The following is a 20095-nucleotide window of genomic DNA, read 5'->3' on the forward strand; positions in this document are numbered from 1 at the left end:
TCGTTCAGTCTTTCGTGAGGTAGCCGGCGATTTCGAGCCCGTAGCCCGCCGCCATGCTCGGCATGCGACGCGGCGTGCCCAGCAGATTCATCTTGTGCACGCCGCATTCGCGCAGGATCTGCGCGCCGATGCCGTAGCTGCGCAGGTCCATGCGGCCGCGCTCGGGGGCTTGCGCGGGGCGCGCGGTGCCGTCGAACTGGGCGAGCAGCTCGCCGGCGGTTTCGCCACAGTTCAGCAGCACGGCCACGCCCTTGCCCTCGTTCGCGATGTGCGAGAGGCTGGCGTCCAGGCTCCACGAGTGCAGCGAGCGGTTGATTTCGAGTGCGTCGAGCACCGACAGCGGCTCGTGCACGCGCACCGACACCGTGTCTTCGGGCGCCCACTTGCCGCGCACCAGCGCAAGGTGCACGCCGCGGCTGGGCTTGTCGATGAAGGCGTGGGCGGTGAAGGCGCCCCAGTTGGTCTGGATCTCGCGGCAGCCGACTTTTTCGACCAGTGATTCGACGCGGCTGCGGTGCTCGATGAGCGCGGCGATGGTACCGATCTTGAGGCCGTGCTCGGCCGCAAAGATCTGCAGGTCGGGCAGGCGGGCCATGGTGCCGTCTTCGTTCATCACCTCGCAGATCACCGAGGCGGGCGAGCAGCCGGCCATGGCGGCGAGGTCGCAGCCGGCTTCGGTATGGCCGGCGCGCATCAGCACGCCGCCGTCCACCGCCTGCAGCGGGAAGATGTGGCCGGGCTGAACGAGGTCGGCGGCCACTGCATTGGGGGCTACGGCGGCCTGCACGGTGCGGGCGCGGTCGGCGGCCGAGATGCCGGTAGTCACGCCTTCGGCCGCTTCGATGGAAACGGTGAACGCGGTCGAATGCTTGGCGCCGTTGCGCTGCACCATCGGCGGCAGCTGCAGCCGCTCGCACATCTCGCGCGAGAGCGTGAGGCAGATCAGGCCGCGGGCATGGCGCGCCATGAAGTTGATGGCCTCGGGCGTGATGTGGTCGGCCGCGACGACGATGTCGCCTTCGTTCTCGCGGTCTTCCTCGTCGACCAGGATCACCATGCGGCCAGCGGCAAGCTCGGCCACGATTTCCTCGACCGAAGAGATCGGGGCTGGGGCGCGCGCGGCGCGGGGAGCGCCGATCGGCGTGACGGAGGCGTTCATTCGGCTGTGTCCTTGGAATACGTGGAAGTGGGGGGCACCAGCACGCCCGCCTGAAGCATGCGCTCCACGTAGCGCGCCACGGTATCGATTTCGAGGTTGACCTTCGAGCCGGCCTTCAGGCTGCCAAGGGAGGTGTTGTCGACGGTGTGCGGGATCAGGTTGATGCTGATCTCGGCGCCGCCTTCGATGTCGTTCACCTTGTTGACGGTGAGGCTCACGCCGTTGACGGTGATCGAGCCCTTGTAGGCGAGGAAGCGGGCCAGCGCCGGCGGTGCCACCACGCGCAGTTCCCAGCTTTCGCCGACGGGCTCGAAGAAGCTCACGCTGCCGATGCCGTCCACGTGGCCCGACACGATGTGGCCGCCGAGGCGGTCGCTGGCGCGCAGGGCCTTTTCGAGGTTGATGCGGCTGCCTTCGTCGGTCAGGCCCGCGGTCTTGTCGAGGGACTCGGCCGAAATGTCGATGGTGAACTGCTGTCGCTCGGGGGCGAGCGTGGTGACGGTCATGCAGGCGCCGTTGAGCGCGATGCTGTCGCCGAGGCCGACGTCGTCGAGATACCCGTCGGGCACCGCAATGCTGAGTCTTTTGCCAAAGGAGGAGGAGGTGCCGAGGTCGTGGATGGCGGCGATGCGCCCCACGCCGGTGATGATTCCGGTGAACATCCGCGCATTTTCGCAGAGAACGAGGGGGGCTTCGGGCTAAACGTCAGAAGGCGTCTTTTCCGGCGATCCGGGCCACGATGCGCAGATCGGGTCCAAGCATGTCGACGGACCTGAATTCCAGGGGCAGAACCCCCGCCAGCGAGGTGAGCGGGCCGTCGGCGTGGATGTGGCTCGCGATGTCGAGCCCGCTGCCGATCAGCTTGGGCGCCAGGTACACCAGCAGCTCGTCGACGCAGCCTTCGCGCAGCATCGAGCCGTTGAGCTTGTGGCCCGACTCGACGTGCAGCTCGTTGACGCCGCGGGCTGCCAGGTCTTTCAGCATGGCGCCCAGGTCGACCTTGTCGTCGGCGTTGGGCAGGCAGGTGACGGTGGCGCCGCGTGCTTCCAGCGCCTCGGCTTTCTTCTCGTCCCGGCTGGCCGCGTAGATCCACACGGGGCGGCCTGCTATGAAGATGTGAGCGTCGGGCGGCGTTTGGAGCCGGCTGTCCACGACCACCAGGTGCGGTTGGCGCGGAGTCTCGACCAGGCGCACGTCCAGGCGCGGGTTGTCTTCGAGCACGGTTCCGACACCCGTCAGCACCGCGCTGGCGCGCGCTCGCCATGCATGGCCGTCGGCGCGCGCGGCTTGCGCCGTAATCCATTGGCTCACGCCGTTGTCGAGGCCGGTCTTGCCGTCGAGCGAGGCGGCCACCTTCATCCGGACCCAGGGCGTCTTGCGGACCATGCGGCTGAAGAAGCCGATGTTGAGTTCGCGCGCTTCCTCCGCGCCCGGCCCGATCTCGACATCGACGCCCGCGGCGCGCAGTCGCTCGAAACCCTGGCCGGCGACCAGCGGATTGGGGTCGGCCATCGACGCGACCACCCGGCCGATGCCGGCCGCGACCAGCGCATCGCAGCATGGGCCGGTGCGGCCATGGTGGGAGCAGGGCTCGAGGGTGACCCAGGCGGTTGCGCCGGCGACCGAATGGCCTCTCGTCGCCGCATCGCGCAGTGCCATGACTTCGGCATGAGGGCCGCCGACCTGTTGGGTGTGGCCTTGGCCGATCACAGTGCCGTTCGCGGAGACCAGGACGCAGCCGACGCGCGGATTGGGATCGGTCTCGGGTCCGGCCTGGCGCGCGAGATTCAGCGCCTGGATCATGAAATTGGGATTTTCTTTTGTCATTCTTTTGTTAAATCAAATCCATTTTGGAGCGTCAATTGAAATCAATTGAAAACAATTGACCGTTGATCCATTTGCTTTGACCGTTTGTCGTGCAATAGGCGGTCAATAAGATATTGAAAAATAGAATTTCAAGCTATTGCAATCAGGGAGAAGCGTTTGCCCAGGCACGATGGTGCGAGTCGGCGGACGGTACGACATGAATAACGAATTCTGCGCGTCCGCGCGGGCGCATTCACGCCACCACACCGAAAGGCCGCGAGGCTTCACGCTTGTCGAGATGATGGTCGTCATCGTACTGATGACCGTGCTGCTGGCAATGGCGCTGCCCAGTTTCAGTGGCCTGATCGAAAAGTACCGCGTCGAGGGCATGGCCTCGGCCCTGATGGCGAGCGTGAGCCATGCGCGCTCGGAGGCGGCCCGGCGCGGAAAGACCGTGACCATCCAGGCGCGCACAGGGTGCACCGGCAGGGACTGGAGCTGCGGTTGGGACACCTTGGTTGGCAGCGGCGCCACCATCGAAACACTCAGACGGCAAGACCCCGATACGCGGGTCGCAGTCCAGAAAAACGTGCCCGGAGCCATGTCCTTCGATGCCATGGGTCACTCCAGCTTCGCCAGCTTCAGCTTTTACCCGGCGGGAAACGCCGATTCATCCAACGCCGCCACGGTTTGCATTTCGCTTGGCGGGCGCCTTCGGCGGGTGAAGGGGCGCGACGCATGCTGAGCGTTCCGATTCGCAAGGCGCATCGGGAGCGCAAAGGGCAGGCAGGCTTCTCGATGATCGAGGCCATGGTGGCCGTTCTCGTGCTCTCGTTCGGCCTGCTGGCGCTGGCTGGCTTCCAACTGCGCGTGCTCGCCGACAGCGCAGGCGCCAGCAGCAAGAACATCGCGGTGCAACTGGCCGGTGACATGGCCGATCGCATTCGCGCCAACCTTATTGCAGGCGCGGCATCCGATAGCCCCTACGTGGCCAACTGGTCAACGGCGAGCGTCACTGCCCCCGAGCCTCCATGCACAGGAGCCAGCGCCACTTGCAGCGCCGCCCAACTCGCGGCCAATGACCTGTGGAACTGGAAGCGCACGGTAGCGGCCGCGTTACCGGGCGGACAGGCCGACATACAGGGCAAGGCAACGGCCGGCGGCTTGCTGTTTGTGCACATCGCGTGGGACGAGCCTGCCGTCGTCAACCCGATCGCGCCGAACTCGGACTGGGACTGTCCGAGCGGCAAGGCCTGCATGGAAGTCGTCGTTGCAGTGCCGCAGCCATGAACCGCAAGGCACTCGCGCCCATCCTGCGGCAGGCAGGTTTCACGCTGGTCGAATTTCTTGTCGCACTGATCATCGGCATGCTGGTGGTGCTGGCCGCTGTGGCCAGCATGCTTGGCACGCGCACTACAGCCATGACGGGCGACGACGTCAACGCGCTCAACCAGTCGTCGGCATTGGCGTTCAGGCTGCTGGGCCAGCAGATCCGGCAGGCCGGCTACATCCCTATCGACGTGACCGAGCCGCTGTACTACTTCAACTTCAACGCCGACAAGAACACGAATCTCGCGAGCGAGCGGGTCTTCTTCGCGATCAAGGGGGAGGAGGCGCAGGGCAGCTCGGTGAATGACAAGCTGAAGGTCGGGTACGCGCCGAGTCCCGACTACTTCAAAGACTGCCTGGGTCAGGGCGCGGCAACCAACGTGTACAACCCCGCCGATCCCACTGCCTCAGGCAACCTGCGAGTGATCACCAGCGAGTTCTCGGTGGCGGATGGCGTCCTGAGTTGCAAGGGCAGCGGCAGCAACAAGTCGCAGCCGATCGTCGACGGCGTGGAGCGCTTCGATGTCATGTACGGCATCGGTGCCGAGTCCGGGAGCGAACGGGTGGTGCGTTACGTGACGGCCGCCGATGTTGCGAACTTCAACCTTGTTCGCACGGTGCGCGTCTGCCTGCGACTTGCGGGCAGCACCAGAAACAACCCGGGCGGCGGCTACACCGACTGCGACGGTGAGTCGCAGACCACCAGCGACGGCAAGCTGCGGCGCGTCTACACGGCGGTGTTCGCGCTGCGCAACAACCTGGGGGCGCTATGACGCACTCCTTCTGCCTTCGCGCACCTCGGGCACAGCGCGGGTTTTCGCTTTTCATCGTACTGATCATGCTGCTGCTCTCGGCCTTGCTGGCGGTGGGCGGCGCGCGGACGGCCCAGTTGCTGGAGTCCGTGGCGGGCAACCAGCGCGAGCATCAACGCGCCTTCGAGGCCGCGGAAGCGGCGCTGCTGGATGCGGAGCGTGACATCCGGCAACTGGCCTTTGCCAGCACTAGCAAGACCTACGTGGCGTGTTCGGCACTCGCGACGTCGCGCTGCCGCAAGGCCGAAGATGGCCGCGTTTTCCCCGATCGCGACACAGGCTGGGTGACCGCCTATGTGAACGAAGGCGCCAACAGTTGCGATCGCGGCATCTGCTACTTCTCCGCGACCGATTCGGTGGCGGCTGCATACGGCAGCGAGGCCTACCGGTTCTGGATCAGCGATACGTACGTGAGCAAGCACGCCTCGTATGGGCAGTTCACAGGAGCTCCCGACGCTGGCAATCCGGCGCTGAGGGGGGCCAAGTACTGGATCGAGGTCATCGACCGCAAGAGCAGCAGCAAATACCCGTTGTATCGGATCACTGCCGTCGCCACGGGCGCTCGAAGCCCTGGCACCGCGGGCGGTACGCGGGTCGAACTGCAGATGGCGTTCGACCCGGATCCGGTCACCAAGGTGAATTGAGCAAAGCGAGAGGGAGAGATATGAACATCAAAGAGTTTTCGAGGGCTACCGTGGCGTGCGGCCTGGTGCTGGCGCAGTGCGTCGGCCATGCCGCGCAATATCCGCTGATACAGGCGCCGCGCAATACCGTGGTCAAGGAGCCGGCGCCGAACGTGATCGTGTCCGTCGACAACTCGGGAAGTATGGAAAGGTGGTCTTCGGAATCAGGCCTACCGCTTCCCGGAACACTCACCCGGATAGAAGCGTTGAAAAAGGCGCTTAGAGACAACTTCTCTGCGGCCAACATTCCCAACGACCGGATCCGCCTCTCCTGGCAGGCGATGAACAGCAGCAACAAGGACACTAGCTGCGTCGGTTTCTTCGGCGACGTCTCGGAGGGGAGTTATCGGGCCAGCAAGTGTCGGATCGGAGACCGCCCCAATGCGAACCTGATGCGCTCGTTGGACAGTACGCACCGCGCCAACTTCATGGCTTGGGTCGACACCTTGACTGCGAATGGCGGGACACCGCTGCATGCCATGATGACCCGGGCCGGTGAGTACATGAAGACCACCGGCCAGTACAACCCTTATTCGGACGATCCGGGTGTGGAAGGAGCCGCGCAGTCGAGTTGCCGCAAGTCCTTCCACATATTCATGACGGACGGCGAGTACAACCTCTTCGGATTCAACCGGGATCCGGCACAACTCAACATGCCGGTCATTGGCAACGCGGATGGGACGCGCCGAGTCCTGCCCGACTCCGAGGTCTATGAGCCGCGCGCGCCCTACAAGGACAGCGCTGGGGCCATCAACGACAGCGCTAACTGGTACAAGCTGCAGGGCAACTGGACACCTAATGCCGAATATCGTTCAACCCTGGCCGACATGGCCTTCCACTACTGGGCCAGCGACCTGCAGCCGGGCATTTCGGACAATCTCAAGAAGGTGATTGCCGAAGGCGGTAATGTAAAAGTGAGAGCGGCGACAGTCCCCGAGTACTGGAACCCCAAGAATGATCCAGCCACCTGGCAGCACCTGACGACCTACACCATTGGTTTCGGCGCCGCATCATCGTGGACGGGCGCACCGGTCATCTCGGCGAATGCACCACAGCCAACATTCAGCGGGGATTACGCACGCTTGGTGGATGGCTCGATTACCTGGACCAATCCGTTGGCGAACACCCTGGCCGCCAATTCCAAGGGGGAGGGTTTCCAAGGCTGGAGTTCCTCTGACGCCACATCAGGCTACTGGCATGAAAAAGTGTCCAACGCCGCAGCCGTCCGCATGGATCTCTGGCACGCTGCGCTAAACAGCCGCGGCACCTTCACGCCGGCCTCGAATGCGCAAGCACTCGGCGACGCCTTCAAATCCATCCTCGGGCAGATCCTGCTCAACACCAGCCTCCCGCTGACCTCCATTTCGGCAAGCGCCTCCAGGGTATCGACCGGCACGGCGGTCTACAGGGCCGGCTACGACACGGCCGACTGGTCAGGCACGCTCACCGCCACCAGGTTCGGCACCGATGGCCAGCTTGCGAGCACGGCCGAATGGTCGGCGCGCGACCTGCTCGATGCCCGAATGGCCGCAGGAGGCGCGCACGACAGCAACCGCAAGGTGCTCAGCTTCTCAGGCACCGCGGCGGCAACGGGCACCAGCGGCGCGACCACCGGTTCCGGCATTCCGTTCCGGTGGGCAAACCTGAGCGATGCGCAAAAGGCCGCGCTCAAGGGAAGCACTGGCACCGATGACAAGGACACCGCGCTCGGCCAGGCCGTGCTCAACTTCCTGCGCGGAGACCGCAGCAACGAGGGCACGGGTGACCTGCAGCTGCGCAAGCGTGGCCATGTGCTCGGCGACATCGTGGGCTCCAGCGTCTGGTACGCGGGGCAGCCCAACAGCGGCTTCACCAATGATGCCTATGCCAAATTCGCTTCGGTCGCTCGCACGCCGATGGTCTACGTGGGCGCCAACGACGGCATGCTGCACGCCTTCAACGCAAGCACCGGCCAGGAAGCATTCGCCTACGTGCCCGAAGGCCTCTACGGCACGGCGGCCGCGCCCAAGCTCAAGCGGCTGAGCGAAGGCAGCTACTCGCACAGGTACTATGTCGACGGCAGCCCCTTCGTGGCCGACATCTACACGGGCGCGACCGCCACCGCCTCGACCACCGAGGCCCAGAAGGTGGCCGCGTGGAAGTCTTTTCTCGTGGGCACGCTAGGTGCGGGCGGCAAGGGCTACTTCGTGCTCGACGTCACCAAACCCCAGGACATCGACGAGACCAAGGCGGCCCAGACGGCGCTGGTCGACACGACTGCGCTTTCCGACGACGACCTGGGTCACCAGTTCCAGCAACCCGCGCTCGACTCTTTCTCCAGGCGCGCGCTGCAAGTGGCCCCACTGAACAATGACCGCAAGGCCGTGATCCTGGGCAATGGCTACAACAGCACGAGCGAGAAGGCGATGCTGTGGATCCAGTATCTCGACGGTGACAAGTCGATCCTCAAGATCCCCGCGCCCGTCACGCAGGGCGCGGGCACCGGCAACGGGCTGTCCGCCCCGCGGGTGGTGGACCGTGACGGGGACGGCAAGGTCGACTTTGCCTATGCCGGCGACCTTCTGGGCAATATGTGGCGGTTCGACTTGAGCAATGTCGACAGCAGCAAGTGGAAGGCCACCTTGGGCGCCGCCAGGGCCACCACTACCGCTACCACCGCCGCAGCCGCAGCCGCATCGCGCCTCGACAACGTGCCGCTGTTCGCGGCTGGAGCCACGCAGCCGATCACTGCGGCGCCAGTGGTCGTCGGTCATCCGCGCGGCGGCTACATGGTTGTATTCGGCACGGGAAAGTTGTTTGCCGTCGGCGATGACAGCAGCACCGCCGACCAGTACCTGTACGGCATTCGGGACGGGGCCAACGGCAGTACCGGTACGGCTGTGTTGGCCGACCTGGTGGCGCAGACCGTCGGCGCTGCCACCGTCGAGGAAGACGGTGCCGAGTTCCGCACCGTCTCGGGCAACAGCGTGAGCTACAGCGGTTCCCGCGCCAAGCGCGGCTGGTACCTTCAACTGCCGACCGCCAGGGAGCGCATCGTCTATCCGGGTGACGCGTTGAGCAGCAGCGCAGGCTTGTTCTCGACCACCATTCCGGGCACCGGCAGCAACTCGATCGATTGCACTGCAGGCACTGGCGACGACGGCTGGTCGATGGTGGTCGACTTCTTCAGCGGCGCCGCTCCGGGCGGCATTGCCTACAACGCGTCCGCCACGGCGGGCAGCTATCTCGGCTTCCGGAATCGTTCAGGCAGGGACGACATCGCCTTCGAGCCGCAGGACCGGGCAAAGGGCAAGGACGTGATCTGTAATGCGGCCGGCGAATGCAACACGCCGAAGCGGCCGGATATCGTCCGCCGCTTCGGTTGGCGCAATCTGATGTCGTCGAACTGACGACGCGACCAAGGCAAGCCATGAAGAACAAACATCCCAGGGCGCAAGGCCGTGAGCAGATTCGCTCGCGCGGCTTCACGCTGATCGAACTCATGATCGTGACGGCGGTGATCGGCATCCTCGCCGCCATCGCCTATCCGAACTACACGCGCTACGTGTTGCGAGCCAAGCGGGCCGATGCCAAGCAACAGTTGCTGCAGGCGGCGCAGTGGACCGAGCGCTACATGACCGCCAACGGAAGCTACCCCCCGGCGACCGTCGCGCTGCCCTCCGGACTGAGCCAGGCGCCGTCGTCCGGCACGGCGAACTATTCCATCAGCTATGCCGCCAGAAATACCACCACCTATACCTTGCAAGCCGTTCCAAGCGGGGCGTCGAGCAACGACGAGTGCGGAACGCTCAAGGTCAACCAGCAGGGCGTCAAGCTGGCTGGCGGCAGCACCGACGCGTCGAGTGCGCTGGTGCAGCTTTGCTGGAACCGTTGAAATGCCGTCTAGAGAGGCCGGCGGCCAATGAGGCTCAGATGTCGCGCAGCAACTGCCTGAACTCGTCCACGTCCTCGAAGCTGCGGTACACCGAGGCAAAGCGCACGTAGGCGACCTTGTCGAGCTTCTTGAGTTCGCGCATCACGAGCTCGCCGACTTTCGTCGAGTCGATTTCGCGCAGGCCGCTGGCCAGCAGCTTCTGCTCGATGCGCAGCAGGGCATTGTCGATCTGCTCGATGCTCACCGGCCGCTTGCGCAGCGCCAGCATCATCGAGGCGCGCACCTTGGCCGATTCGAAGTCGGCGCGGCTGCCGTCCTTCTTCACGACAACGGGAAAATTGACGTCGGGCCGCTCGTAGGTGGTGAAGCGCTTGTCGCAGGCGCTGCACTGGCGGCGCCTGCGGACAAAGTCGGCGTCTTCCGAAACGCGGGTCTCCACGACCTGCGTTTCAAGATGACCGCAAAAAGGGCATTTCATGCGGTCAGGTCTTCTTGCTCGAAATCAGCGGTAGACAGGGAAGCGGCTCGTCAGCGCGTGAACCTTGGCGCGCACGGCATCGATGTTCGCCGCGTCGCGCGGGTTCTCGAGCACGTCGGCGATCAGGTTCGCGGTGATGCGGGCCTCTTCGTCCTTGAAGCCGCGGGTGGTCATGGCGGGGGTGCCGATGCGCACGCCGCTGGTGACCATCGGCTTTTCCGGGTCGTTGGGGATCGCGTTCTTGTTGATCGTCATGTGGGCGCTGCCCAGCACGGCTTCGGCTTCCTTGCCGGTGATGCCCTTGGCGCGCAGGTCGACCAGCATCACGTGGCTTTCGGTGCGTCCGCTCACGATGCGCAGGCCGCGCTGGGTGAGGGTGTCGGCCACGATCTGGGCGTTCTTGACCACCTGTTGCTGGTAAGCCTTGAACTCGGGCGCCATGGCTTCCTTGAACGCGACGGCCTTGGCGGCGATCACGTGCATCAGCGGGCCGCCTTGCAGGCCGGGGAAGATGGCGCTGTTGATGGCTTTTTCGTGCTGCGACTTCATCAGGATGATGCCGCCGCGCGGGCCGCGCAGGCTCTTGTGGGTGGTGGAGGTGACCACGTCTGCGTGCGGCACCGGGTTGGGGTACACGCCTGCGGCCACGAGGCCGGCGTAGTGGGCGATGTCGACCATGAAGATCGCGCCGACGTCCTTGGCCACCTTGGCGAAGCGCTCGAAATCGATGCGCAGCGAATAGGCCGAGGCGCCCGCGATGATGAGCTTGGGCATGTGCTCGTGCGCCTTGCGTTCCATCGCGTCGTAGTCGATGGCTTCGTTGGCGTCCAGGCCGTAGCTCACGACGTTGAACCACTTGCCGCTCATGTTCAGTGGCATGCCATGGGTCAGGTGGCCGCCTTCGGCCAGGCTCATGCCCATGATGGTGTCGCCGGGCTTCAGGAAGGCGAGCATCACGGCCTCGTTGGCCGAGGCGCCGCAATGCGGCTGCACGTTGGCGGCGTCGGCGCCGAAGATCTGCTTGACGCGGTCGATGGCCAGCTGCTCGGCCACGTCGACGTGCTCGCAGCCGCCGTAGTAGCGCTTGCCCGGGTAGCCTTCGGCGTACTTGTTGGTGAGCTGAGAGCCTTGGGCGGCCATGACGGCTGGCGAGGCGTAGTTCTCGCTGGCGATCAGCTCGATGTGATGTTCCTGGCGCGCGTTTTCGGCTTGAATCGCAGCCCAGATTTCGGGATCGGTCTGTTCGACCAGGATGTTGCGTTGGTACATGGCAGTCCTTTGAAGACGAGGTCCTTGTTCTTCAACCAAACAAGGGCTGCCCAGGCGAACGGCTGAACGCCTGTTGTGGTCAGGCGGCACGCTTCCCAGTGGTATTCCACGTCAGCGCGTGGCACCGTGTTCGGGTGCTGCGCCTATCGCCAGTCGCGTACCTGCCGAGTGTAGCTCACACCCGGCCCAAAACCTCTTCAGGAAACGGAGGAGAGCAAGGCCACCTTGGCCGGCTCGGTGCGTTCTTCAGTAGGCTTGGGCGGCGCCGCCACAGGGATCGGCTGCGGACGCACGGTTGGCGGCGTGATCGTCGACGGCGCGCGGCCGTTGGCCACCTGCAGCAGGCGTTCGTGCTCGGCCATCACCTTGGCGGCATAGCCGCCGTCGTCCTCGAGGTTGGCTGCGCCCACGTAGTAGCGCAGGCCGCCTTCGAGGGAGCCGGCGCGGGAGATGCATTCCTGCAGCACCTTGACGCCGACGCGCATGTTGGTCACCGGGTCGAAGGCGGTGAGCGTGCCGCCCGCGCTCTCGTACTTGTCTCCATGCACGCGGGTCATGACCTGCATGAGGCCTTGCGCGCCGACCTGGCTCTGGGCAAACGGGTTGAAGCTGGACTCGACGGCCATGATCGCGAGGATCAGGGTCGGGTCGATCTTCGTGCGCTTGCCGATGCCATAGGCCTCGGCCACGAGCACGCTCAGCGGCTCGGCGGCCACGCGGTACTTCTTGCTCAGCCAGTAAGCCACGGCGGCCTGCTGCTTGGGCAGGTCGGCGGGGCTCGCGGCCGTGGTGCGCTCGATGGCGGTGGGCTCGAGATCGGTGACTTCAGGCGCAGGCTTGCGCGACTGCAGCCAGCCCATCAGTTGCTCCTCGCCGGTCTTGCGCAGGTCGGGCCGCGCCACGAGGGCGAGGGCCGCGAACACAATGGCCAGGCCGACCAGTGCAAACCCGTTGTGGGTGATTTCAAAAAAGCCGTCTGCCACATCGGACACGAAGGTCCTTAGCCCGCGGGCCGTGACATCAAACGCCTTGTTCATCGCTCTTCCTTTCTGTGCGGCACCCGAGTCGCAACGCCACGGAAGGCGATGGATGAAGGCAGCGGCGCTTGGATTGGTACGAATCAGGCTCCGCGCATGGAGTGAAGGGGGTTAGGGGCGCGGCGACCTGATCAAGCCGGGGGAGTTCGGCAGCGGATTCAGGGTGGCTCTGCCGCGTCGGGCGGTCAGAGCAGGGCGGATTCTAGCGTGGCTAAATACCCGGTCAAGCATAAGGACTTGCTTCGTTATGCTAATAGTTGTTTAAAAAAGTTGCCGTTTCGAGGCGTTTCGGCTTAGGGGAAATCCCTTTGTAAAACGCGTTTGCAATCCGAGGGTGCGACGCCTAATCTGGACGGGCCTGAGCTTTTCAGGTGTTTTTCCGAGGTCCGGCAGCCCGAGGTGCAAGTCAAGGGTTCAGCGTCCGAGGATCCACGGTGGCAATCTCTTGCTGCCAGCACGGCAGGAACCATTGACTTCCGGTCGCGCGAATCGATGGCATGGGTTTTGTGCCCGCCATCAAGCCCGGTGACAAGACATTCCGTCGAGCCACCGGGCTTTCTTCGTTTGAGGTCCGACGAAGCCGATTTCTCGGCGTTTCTGGCACTTTTCCCAGGGTTTGCCTGCGTCCTTTTTGCGTATGTAGCGTTGCTGCGTGTTTGCGGCACACTCTGGCGATGGACGTAGCTTCGATCAAACAAAACAAATGGGTGCGACGTGGGATCGTCGCGGTGCTGGTTCTGTTGGCCTTCTGGGTCATTGCCTGGCTGGCGGTGCCGCCGATTGCCAAAAGCCAGCTTCAGAAGATCGCAAGCGAGAAGCTCGGGCGGCAGGTAACAGTCGGCAAGATCGATTTCAAGCCCTGGACACTCGAGCTCGCGCTGAACGACCTGCGCATTGCCACCGCTGACGGCAGCAAGCCGCAGGTGGCCGTCAGCCGCATCTACGCCGATGCCGAGTTGCAGTCGATCTTCCGGCTCGCACCGGTGATCGATGCGGTCACGATCGACGGGCCCGCCATCCTGCTCACGCACCAGGCGGACGGCAAATACGACATCGACGACATCCTTGCCAAGCTCTCGGCCGGCCCGCCGCCCGACCCGAACGCCAAGCCGGCGCGCTTTGCCATCTACAACATTGCGATAAATGGCGGCTCGATCGACTTCGACGACCAGACCGTCAAGCGCAAGCACGAGCTGCGCGACTTCGTGCTCAAGGTGCCGTTCCTGAGCAACCTCGATTCCAAGCGCGACATCAACACCGAGCCCAAGCTCGCCTTCGCGCTCAACGGCAGCAAGTTCGACTCGGCCGCCTTCACCACCCCCTTTGCAGACAACCGCAAGACCGACGCCCACGTGCAGTTCAAGGGGCTCGACCTCGTGCCGTATCTCGGCTACATCCCGGGCGGCCTGCCGGTGAAGCTCCAGGCGGGCAGTCTCGATGCCGACCTGAAGATCGGCTTCGAGCAAGCCACGACCACCGGCCTGAAAATCACCGGCACGGTCGAGGCGCACACCACCAAGGTGGCCGATGCGCGCGGCCGCGACCTGCTGGCCTTCGAATCGCTCAAGCTGGCGCTGGCCGACGTGCGGCCGCTGGAGTCGGTGTTCCATCTGAGCGAAGTCGCGCTGGTCAAGCCGCAGCTGGCGGTGGCGCGCGATGCGGGCGGAAAGCTCAATCTGCTGGCCACCGACCCGGCCACCGGAGCGACCGAGAAGGTCGCGTCACCACCCGCCGCAGCCGCGAGCGCACCGGCCGGCAAGCCGGCGCAAAAGCCCGTGCTGAAGGTACAGGTCGACAAGGTGGCCCTGAACGGTGGACGCATCGGCTGGCGCGACGAAACCGTCAATCCCGCTGCCGCCGTCGATGTGACCGACCTCGGCATCGACGTCACCGGCGTCACCTGGCCGATGGAAAAGCCGGCCGAATTCAACGGCAGCACGGCGATTGCCGGCGCCTCGCTCAAGTTCAAGGGCAATGCCACCGACAAGGTGGCCGACGTGCAGACCGAGGTCGATGCGCTGCCGCTGTCGCTGGCCGCGCCTTATCTGGCGCAGAGCCTGGAGCCCACGCTGGATGGCAAGCTCAGCGGGCAGATCGACATCGCCTGGGCCCAGCCCGACCTGAAGTTCAAGGCGCGCCGCCTGTCCGCCGATGGGCTTGCGCTGACCCAGGCCAAGACCGCGCTGGCCAGCGTCGGCCGCTTCGAGCTGGTCGACGCCGAGGTCGACATGACGAAGCACACATTGAATGTGGCCTCGTTCACCGCGACGAACCCCAAGGTGCGCATCGAGCGCGACAGCGAGAAGCGCTGGATGTTCGAGCGCTGGCTCAAGACACCGGCCGGTGGTGGCACCAAGGAAGCCGAAGCCAAGGTCGCAGCGCCCAAGCCCGCGGCCGCCGAAACGCCGCAACCCGGCGCCAACACCAAGCCCTGGGCGCTGACCATCGGCACGCTGGCGGTCGACAACGGCGCTCTTTCTTATGCGGACAAGGCCGGCGCGAACCCGGTGACCGTGGAAGTCACCGCCTTCAAGCTCCACGCCCAGAAGATCGCGCCCGACACCAATACGACTTCGCCGCTCGAGGTTTCCGGCCGCATCGGCTCCGGGCGCTCCGACCCGGGACGCTTCGACTACAAGGGCAACGTCGTGCTCAAGCCGCTCGCGGCCGAGGGCCGGCTGGAGGTGGTTTCGTTCCCCGCGCATACCTTCAAGGCCTATTACGCGGACGCGCTCAACGTCGACATCCGCCGCGCCTTCGCGAGCTATCGAGGCACGGTGCGCTATGCGACAACGCCCGCGGGCATGAGCATCAAGCTGGCCGGCGACACCGCGCTCGACGATTTCCGCGCCAACAGCGTCTCGCTTACCCAGTCGCCCGGCTTCGACCGCAACACCAACCAGTTGCTGAGCTGGAAGACGCTGAGCCTGCGCGGCCTGCAGGTCAGCATGGCGCCCAACGCGCCGCCGAATGTGGACGTGCGCGAGACCACGCTGACCGACTTCTTTGCCCGCGTGATCATCGACTCCACCGGCCGGCTCAACCTGCTGAACCTGACCAGGAAGGGCGAGGCACAAGCCAACGCCGTTGCTGCGGCAGCGGGCGAAGCCTCCACCCGCAAGGGCCCGGGCGGCACGACCACCACGACACGAGCTGTGCCGGCCAGGCCTTCGGGCGGCGCTCCGGTGTCGGCCGAAAACATGGTCGGGGGAGCACCCGAGCCGGCCAAACCGGCGGCAGCCGCCGCGCCCGTCGCCACCGCGCAGGCAGACAGCGGCCCCGCGCCCGTCATCAACTTCGGCCCGATGAGCCTCGTCAACGGCAAGATCGACTTCACCGACCTGTTCGTCAAGCCCAACTACTCGGCCGACCTCAGCGAGCTGACCGGCAAGCTCAGCTCGTTCTCGTCGAACCCGCCGAAGGGCGAGAGCGGCCGGCCCGCGCTGGCCGACCTCGAACTGCGCGGCAAGGCGCAGCAGACAGCCGCGCTGGAAATCACCGGCAAGCTCAACCCGCTGGCCAAACCGCTCGAACTCGACATCACCGCCAAGATGCGCGACCTCGACCTGGCCCCGCTGTCGCCGTACTCGGTGCGCTACGCCGGCCACGGCATCGAGCGCGGCAAGATGAGCATGGACGTCAACTACAAGGTCGCCCCCGATGGCCAGCTGACGGCCACCAACAAGCTGGTGCTCAATCAGCTGCAATTCGGCGACGAAGTTGCGGGCGCGCCTGCCAGCCTCCCGGTGAAGCTGGCCGTGGCCCTGCTGGCCGACCGCAACGGCGTGATCGACGTCGACCTGCCGCTCAGCGGCTCGCTCAACGATCCACAGTTCAGCGTCGGCCCGCTGATCTGGAAGGCCGTGGTCAACCTGATCGTCAAGGCCGTGACAGCGCCGTTCAGCCTGCTCACCGGTGGTCTGGGCGGCGGCAGCGGCGAATCGAGCGCCATCACCTTCGAGCCCGGCAGTTCCGAGTTGAGCGCCGCCGCCAAGGAAAGCCTGGACAAGGTCGCCAAGGCGCTGACCGACCGGACCACGCTGCAGATGACGGTGGTCGGCACTTCCAGCCTCGAGAAAGAGCGCGACGCCTACCAGCGCCAGCGCGTGCGCCAGCTCACCTACGCCGAAAAGCGCCGCGTCGCGGTGCGCGGCGGCCAGACCGGCACCGACGTGCCACCCGTCACCGACGCCGAATATCCCGAGTTGCTGACCGCCGTGTACAAGCGCGCAGACATCACCAAGCCGCGCAACCTCGTCGGCCTGGCCAAAGACCTGCCGGTGCCGGACATGGAAAAGCTGCTGTTCGCCAGCGTACCGGTCGACGAGGAGTCGATGCGCCAACTGGCGGTCGAGCGCGGCGCGGCCGTGCGCGACTACCTGCTCGCGAAGAAGCTGCCTAGCGAGCGTCTCTTCCTGGGGGCGGTGCGCACAAGTGCCAGCGGCAGCGACTGGAAGCCGGGCGCCGAGCTCAGCCTGACCATGAAGTGAGGCGCGACGACCCGATCAGGAGCCGGTCTGAGGACTTGGTTTTTTTCTACAGCTTGCTATATATGTAGTCCGTTAACCTCCACGCCCACAACCCCGCGTACGCCACCGTTTCTGGACGGAATTCAATGGCCAGCCGCAAGTGGGTGAAAATGTCGATGTGCGCCGGCCTTTGCCGGCGCCTTCGCTTTCTCTACCAAGACAACGATTTCGCGCAGTGACCTCTACTTCTTCCAAGCCACACGACCTTCAGGCCCTCGACACGCTCACCGGCGGCGCCTTCACCGCGCCGACTTCCGGCGAGCGCGCCGCGCGCATCCGCGACTGGCTCGCGGGCACTCCCACTGCCGAGCAGATGCAGGAGGTCTTCAAGGAGCTGAGCGGTCGTGACAAGGGCGCCGCGCGCCTGCTGCGCGAAAAGCTCGACGAACTCAAGCGCGCCAAGGGGCAGGAGGCAATTGCCGCCGAATGGGCGCAAAAGGCCGAAGCCCTGCTGGGCCAGTCCAAGCTCAACATCGCCGATGCACTGGCCTGGCAGCGCGACGCCGCCAAGGCTGGCGCGCCGCTGTCGCGCGAGCCGCTGGCCGGCCTGAAGCTCAAGCTGGCCGAGCGCGTCAAGGGCATCGAAGACCTGCAGCACCGCGCCCAGGTGCACCGCGAAGCCGCCGTGCTGCTGGCGCAGCGCTTCGAAGTGCTGTCCACCAAGGGCTGGCAGGATGCCCAGGCCGCCGAAGAATCGCTGCGCGCCGACGTGACCCACTGGCAGCAGCAGGCAGCCGAGATCACGACCGACGCCAACTGGACCAGCCTCGACGCCAAGTTCGCACCGCAGCTCGAATCGTCCAAGTCGCAACTGCTGGTGGTGTCCGACGCATTCCACAGTGCATTGGCCCAGGCCCTTGCAGCTGCCGCCGATGCTGCTGCGCCGCTGCCGCCAGTGCCCGTGTGGGCCGACGAACTGCGCGCCGCGCGCGGCGAGGTCGTGGCGCCCAAGCCCGCTGCGCCAACTCGCCCCGCCGCACCCAAGATCGACCCGGCCGTGCGCGCCGCCGCGCAAGACGCCGTGCAGGCCGCGCTCGCCAAGCTCGAACAGGAAACTGCCGAAGGCCATGGCAAGGCCAGCGCCGGCGCGGCCGCCGCGCTGCGCGCCGTGCTCAAGGAGCACGGCAAGCTGGTCGAAGCGCCGCTCGAAGCCCGCGTGCATGCCGCGCTGGTGGCCGCTGGCGAACTCGAAGGCTGGCAGCGCTGGAGTGCCGACAAGGTGCGCGAAGACCTCGTCGCCAAGGCCGAAGGCCTGCTCAAGCGCCCCGAAGGCCAGGCCCTTGGCGGTCGCAAGATGCAGGAAACGCTGCGCGCCCTGCGCGACCAGTGGAAACAGGCCGACCAGGGCGGCGTGCCGAACCACGCGCTCTGGAAGCGCTTCGATGAAGCCTGCAACGAAGCCCACAAGGTGGTCGAGGCCTGGCTCGAAAAGGTCCGCGCCGATGCGGCCGAGCACCGCGCCCTCCGCGTCGCGCTGATCGAAGAGGTCAAGGCCTGGGCTGCCGAGCATGCCGGCGCCACCGACCTGAAGGCGCACAACCGCGCGCTGCACCAGTTCGCCGACCGCTGGCGCGATGCAGGCCACGTGGGCGAAAAGGTGTTCGCAGAGCTGCAGCCGCTGTGGAACGAAGCCTTCGGCGCGGCCCGCGCTCCGTTCGAGACCGCGCAGAAGGCCAGCGTCGAACGCCGCCAGGCCATGATCGCTGAGGCTGCCGAGCTCGGCGCCCAGCCGATGCTGCGCATCGACGCCGTCAAGGCGCTGCAACAGCGCTGGCAGGCCGAGGCGCAGAGCGTGCCGCTCGATCGCCGCCATGAACAGAAACTGTGGGACGCGTTCCGCGCGCCCATCGACGAAGCTTTCAATCGCAAGACGGCAGAGCGCGAAAAGGCGTCGGCCGCAATGAGCGAGCACGATCGCTATGTGCTCGAAGCGTCCAAGGCGCTCGACGCAGCCAATGCCGGCGGCGACGTGCAGAAAATTCGTGCCGCCATTGCCCGCCTGGAAGGCGCGCTGCGCGGTGAAGCACCGCCGCCCGCGCCGAAGGCCGAGCAGGCCACTGTCGCGAGCGACGGTCCGTCGGTCGGCGCGACCGAGGTCGTGGCCCCGGGGCAGGCTGCTGCCGAATTCGGCGAAAGCGCCGAGCAGGCGCCGAGCCCGAGCGATGCGGAAGCCTCGCCCGGCACGACCGCCGATGCAGCGCTCGCCGCTTCGGCCGATCTCGTGGCGCCCGCCGACGGCGCCGATGCCTCGGCACGCACCGATGGCGAGGCGCATGACGCCGGCGAAGCCGTTGCTGCGGAAGCGCCAGCCGCGGCGCCGAAGCCCGCGCCCAAGCCCGTCGTGGCCATGCGTGGCGACGACCGCCCGAGCAGCAAGAAGGCCGAAGCAGCGCCCGCAGCTCGCGGCGCCGGTGGCCGTTTCGGTGATCGCCGCGATGGCGGACGTCCTGGTGCCGGCGGCCCGGGTCGCCCTGGTGATCGCGGCGACCGTGGGGCGCCTCGTGGTGACGCGCGTGGCGATCGCGGTGCACCGGCCGGCCGCTTCGGCGACCGTCCGCCGCGCTTCGAAGATCGCGGCCCGCGCCTCGGCGACGCAGCCTTCCGTGCGCAGCGCGAAGCGCTCGAACGCGCCGACATGGCGCTGCGCAAGCTCGCAGCACAAGCGCACGGCGAAGCCCTGACCCAAGTGCTGGGCGCATGGGAACAGCGCGATGCCAGCCGTCTGCCGAGCATCCAGGAACTGGGCCGCGCGGTCACGCCCGCGGTGCGCAGCGGCTGGTCGCAAGCCATCGGCTCCGCGCCGACGGCTGCCGCGAACGATGCCGCCGAAGCGCTGCTGCGTCTCGAAATGGCCGCCGAAGTGCCGACGCCTGCTGAACAGCTCGACGCGCGCCGTGCACTGCAACTCAAGCTGCTGACGAAGCGCGGCGATCCCGCGCCGGCCCAGACCTGGGGTCAGGATGCAGGGAAGGTGTTGGCCGCGGCGCACGATGCTTCCAGCGCGCGCCGTCTGCAGAATGCGCTGAAGGCATTGCTGCGAAAGTAAGAGGCAGCCTCCAAGGCCTCCGGCCAGATGAAAAAGACGCCCCGCGGGGCGTCTTTTTCTTTGGGGGAGCAGC

The 20095-nt window shown here is 65.9% G+C and carries 14 protein-coding genes and 1 riboswitch; of the genes, 8 read left to right on the plus strand and 6 right to left on the minus strand.

All coding sequences use genetic code 11. From position 1 onward, the window contains the following. Positions 1 to 4: 4 nt before the first annotated feature. The 3 genes from ribBA to ribD are packed head-to-tail and all read right to left on the minus strand — an operon-like array spanning position 5 to position 2986. On the minus strand, positions 5 to 1159 hold the full coding sequence (gene ribBA / locus NWF24_RS11930; RefSeq protein WP_258354347.1) for a bifunctional 3,4-dihydroxy-2-butanone-4-phosphate synthase/GTP cyclohydrolase II: 1155 nt from the start codon (positions 1157 to 1159) through the stop codon (positions 5 to 7). Beyond that, positions 1156 to 1821, minus strand: coding sequence for a riboflavin synthase (locus NWF24_RS11935; RefSeq protein WP_258354348.1), 666 nt, complete (start codon positions 1819 to 1821; stop codon positions 1156 to 1158). The genes ribBA and NWF24_RS11935 overlap by 4 nt, the downstream gene beginning before the upstream one ends. Positions 1822 to 1864: 43 nt before the next feature. Then, positions 1865 to 2986, minus strand: a complete 1122-nt coding sequence (gene ribD, locus NWF24_RS11940; RefSeq protein ID WP_258354349.1) for a bifunctional diaminohydroxyphosphoribosylaminopyrimidine deaminase/5-amino-6-(5-phosphoribosylamino)uracil reductase RibD — start codon at positions 2984 to 2986, stop codon at positions 1865 to 1867. Between the two features lie 196 nt (positions 2987 to 3182). On the opposite strand from ribD, the gene NWF24_RS11945 reads away from it, so the two are divergent. The 6 genes from NWF24_RS11945 to NWF24_RS11970 are packed head-to-tail and all read left to right on the plus strand — an operon-like array spanning position 3183 to position 9663. Further along, a complete protein-coding gene (locus NWF24_RS11945; RefSeq protein ID WP_258354350.1) occupies positions 3183 to 3710 on the plus strand; it encodes a GspH/FimT family pseudopilin in 528 nt (175 codons plus the stop codon). Beyond that, positions 3704 to 4255 carry a type IV pilus modification protein PilV gene (gene pilV / locus NWF24_RS11950; protein WP_258354351.1) on the plus strand — a complete coding sequence of 184 codons (552 nt, stop codon included), beginning with the start codon at positions 3704 to 3706 and terminating at the stop codon, positions 4253 to 4255. Before NWF24_RS11945 ends, pilV begins: the two co-directional genes overlap by 7 nt. Next, positions 4252 to 5067 carry a PilW family protein gene (locus NWF24_RS11955; RefSeq protein ID WP_258354352.1) on the plus strand — a complete coding sequence of 272 codons (816 nt, stop codon included), beginning with the start codon at positions 4252 to 4254 and terminating at the stop codon, positions 5065 to 5067. The genes pilV and NWF24_RS11955 overlap by 4 nt, the downstream gene beginning before the upstream one ends. After that, positions 5064 to 5750 (plus strand): pilus assembly PilX family protein, encoded by a 687-nt coding sequence (locus NWF24_RS11960; RefSeq protein WP_258354353.1) that lies wholly within the window; start codon positions 5064 to 5066, stop codon positions 5748 to 5750. Before NWF24_RS11955 ends, NWF24_RS11960 begins: the two co-directional genes overlap by 4 nt. A 20-nt stretch (positions 5751 to 5770) precedes the next feature. After that, positions 5771 to 9178, plus strand: a complete 3408-nt coding sequence (locus tag NWF24_RS11965) for a pilus assembly protein (RefSeq protein WP_258354354.1) — start codon at positions 5771 to 5773, stop codon at positions 9176 to 9178. A 20-nt stretch (positions 9179 to 9198) separates the two neighbouring features. Next, positions 9199 to 9663 (plus strand): type IV pilin protein, encoded by a 465-nt coding sequence (locus tag NWF24_RS11970; RefSeq protein ID WP_258354355.1) that lies wholly within the window; start codon positions 9199 to 9201, stop codon positions 9661 to 9663. Positions 9664 to 9697: 34 nt separating this feature from the next. Here the strand turns inward: NWF24_RS11970 and nrdR are convergent, their stop codons facing one another. The 3 genes from nrdR to NWF24_RS11985 all read right to left on the minus strand — a co-directional run bounded on the left by nrdR (position 9698) and on the right by NWF24_RS11985 (position 12447). Beyond that, a complete protein-coding gene (nrdR, locus tag NWF24_RS11975) occupies positions 9698 to 10141 on the minus strand; it encodes a transcriptional regulator NrdR (RefSeq protein WP_215245097.1) in 444 nt (147 codons plus the stop codon). A gap of 24 nt (positions 10142 to 10165) precedes the next feature. After that, positions 10166 to 11410 (minus strand): serine hydroxymethyltransferase, encoded by a 1245-nt coding sequence (gene glyA / locus NWF24_RS11980; RefSeq protein ID WP_093073667.1) that lies wholly within the window; start codon positions 11408 to 11410, stop codon positions 10166 to 10168. Between the two features lie 41 nt (positions 11411 to 11451). Then, positions 11452 to 11577, minus strand: a riboswitch (ZMP/ZTP riboswitch). A 30-nt stretch (positions 11578 to 11607) separates the two neighbouring features. Further along, positions 11608 to 12447 carry a lytic transglycosylase domain-containing protein gene (locus NWF24_RS11985; protein ID WP_258354356.1) on the minus strand — a complete coding sequence of 280 codons (840 nt, stop codon included), beginning with the start codon at positions 12445 to 12447 and terminating at the stop codon, positions 11608 to 11610. Between the two features lie 674 nt (positions 12448 to 13121). Between NWF24_RS11985 and NWF24_RS11990 the strand changes: the two genes are divergently transcribed. Both NWF24_RS11990 and NWF24_RS11995 read left to right on the plus strand, forming a co-directional pair. Next, complete coding sequence (locus tag NWF24_RS11990) at positions 13122 to 16937, plus strand: DUF748 domain-containing protein (RefSeq protein ID WP_258354357.1); 3816 nt, start codon at positions 13122 to 13124, stop codon at positions 16935 to 16937. Between the two features lie 214 nt (positions 16938 to 17151). After that, complete coding sequence (locus NWF24_RS11995; protein WP_258354358.1) at positions 17152 to 20022, plus strand: DUF349 domain-containing protein; 2871 nt, start codon at positions 17152 to 17154, stop codon at positions 20020 to 20022. The last annotated feature ends 73 nt before the right edge of the window (positions 20023 to 20095 follow it).

The organism is Variovorax paradoxus (assembly GCF_024734665.1).
GTDB lineage: Bacteria > Pseudomonadota > Gammaproteobacteria > Burkholderiales > Burkholderiaceae_C > Variovorax.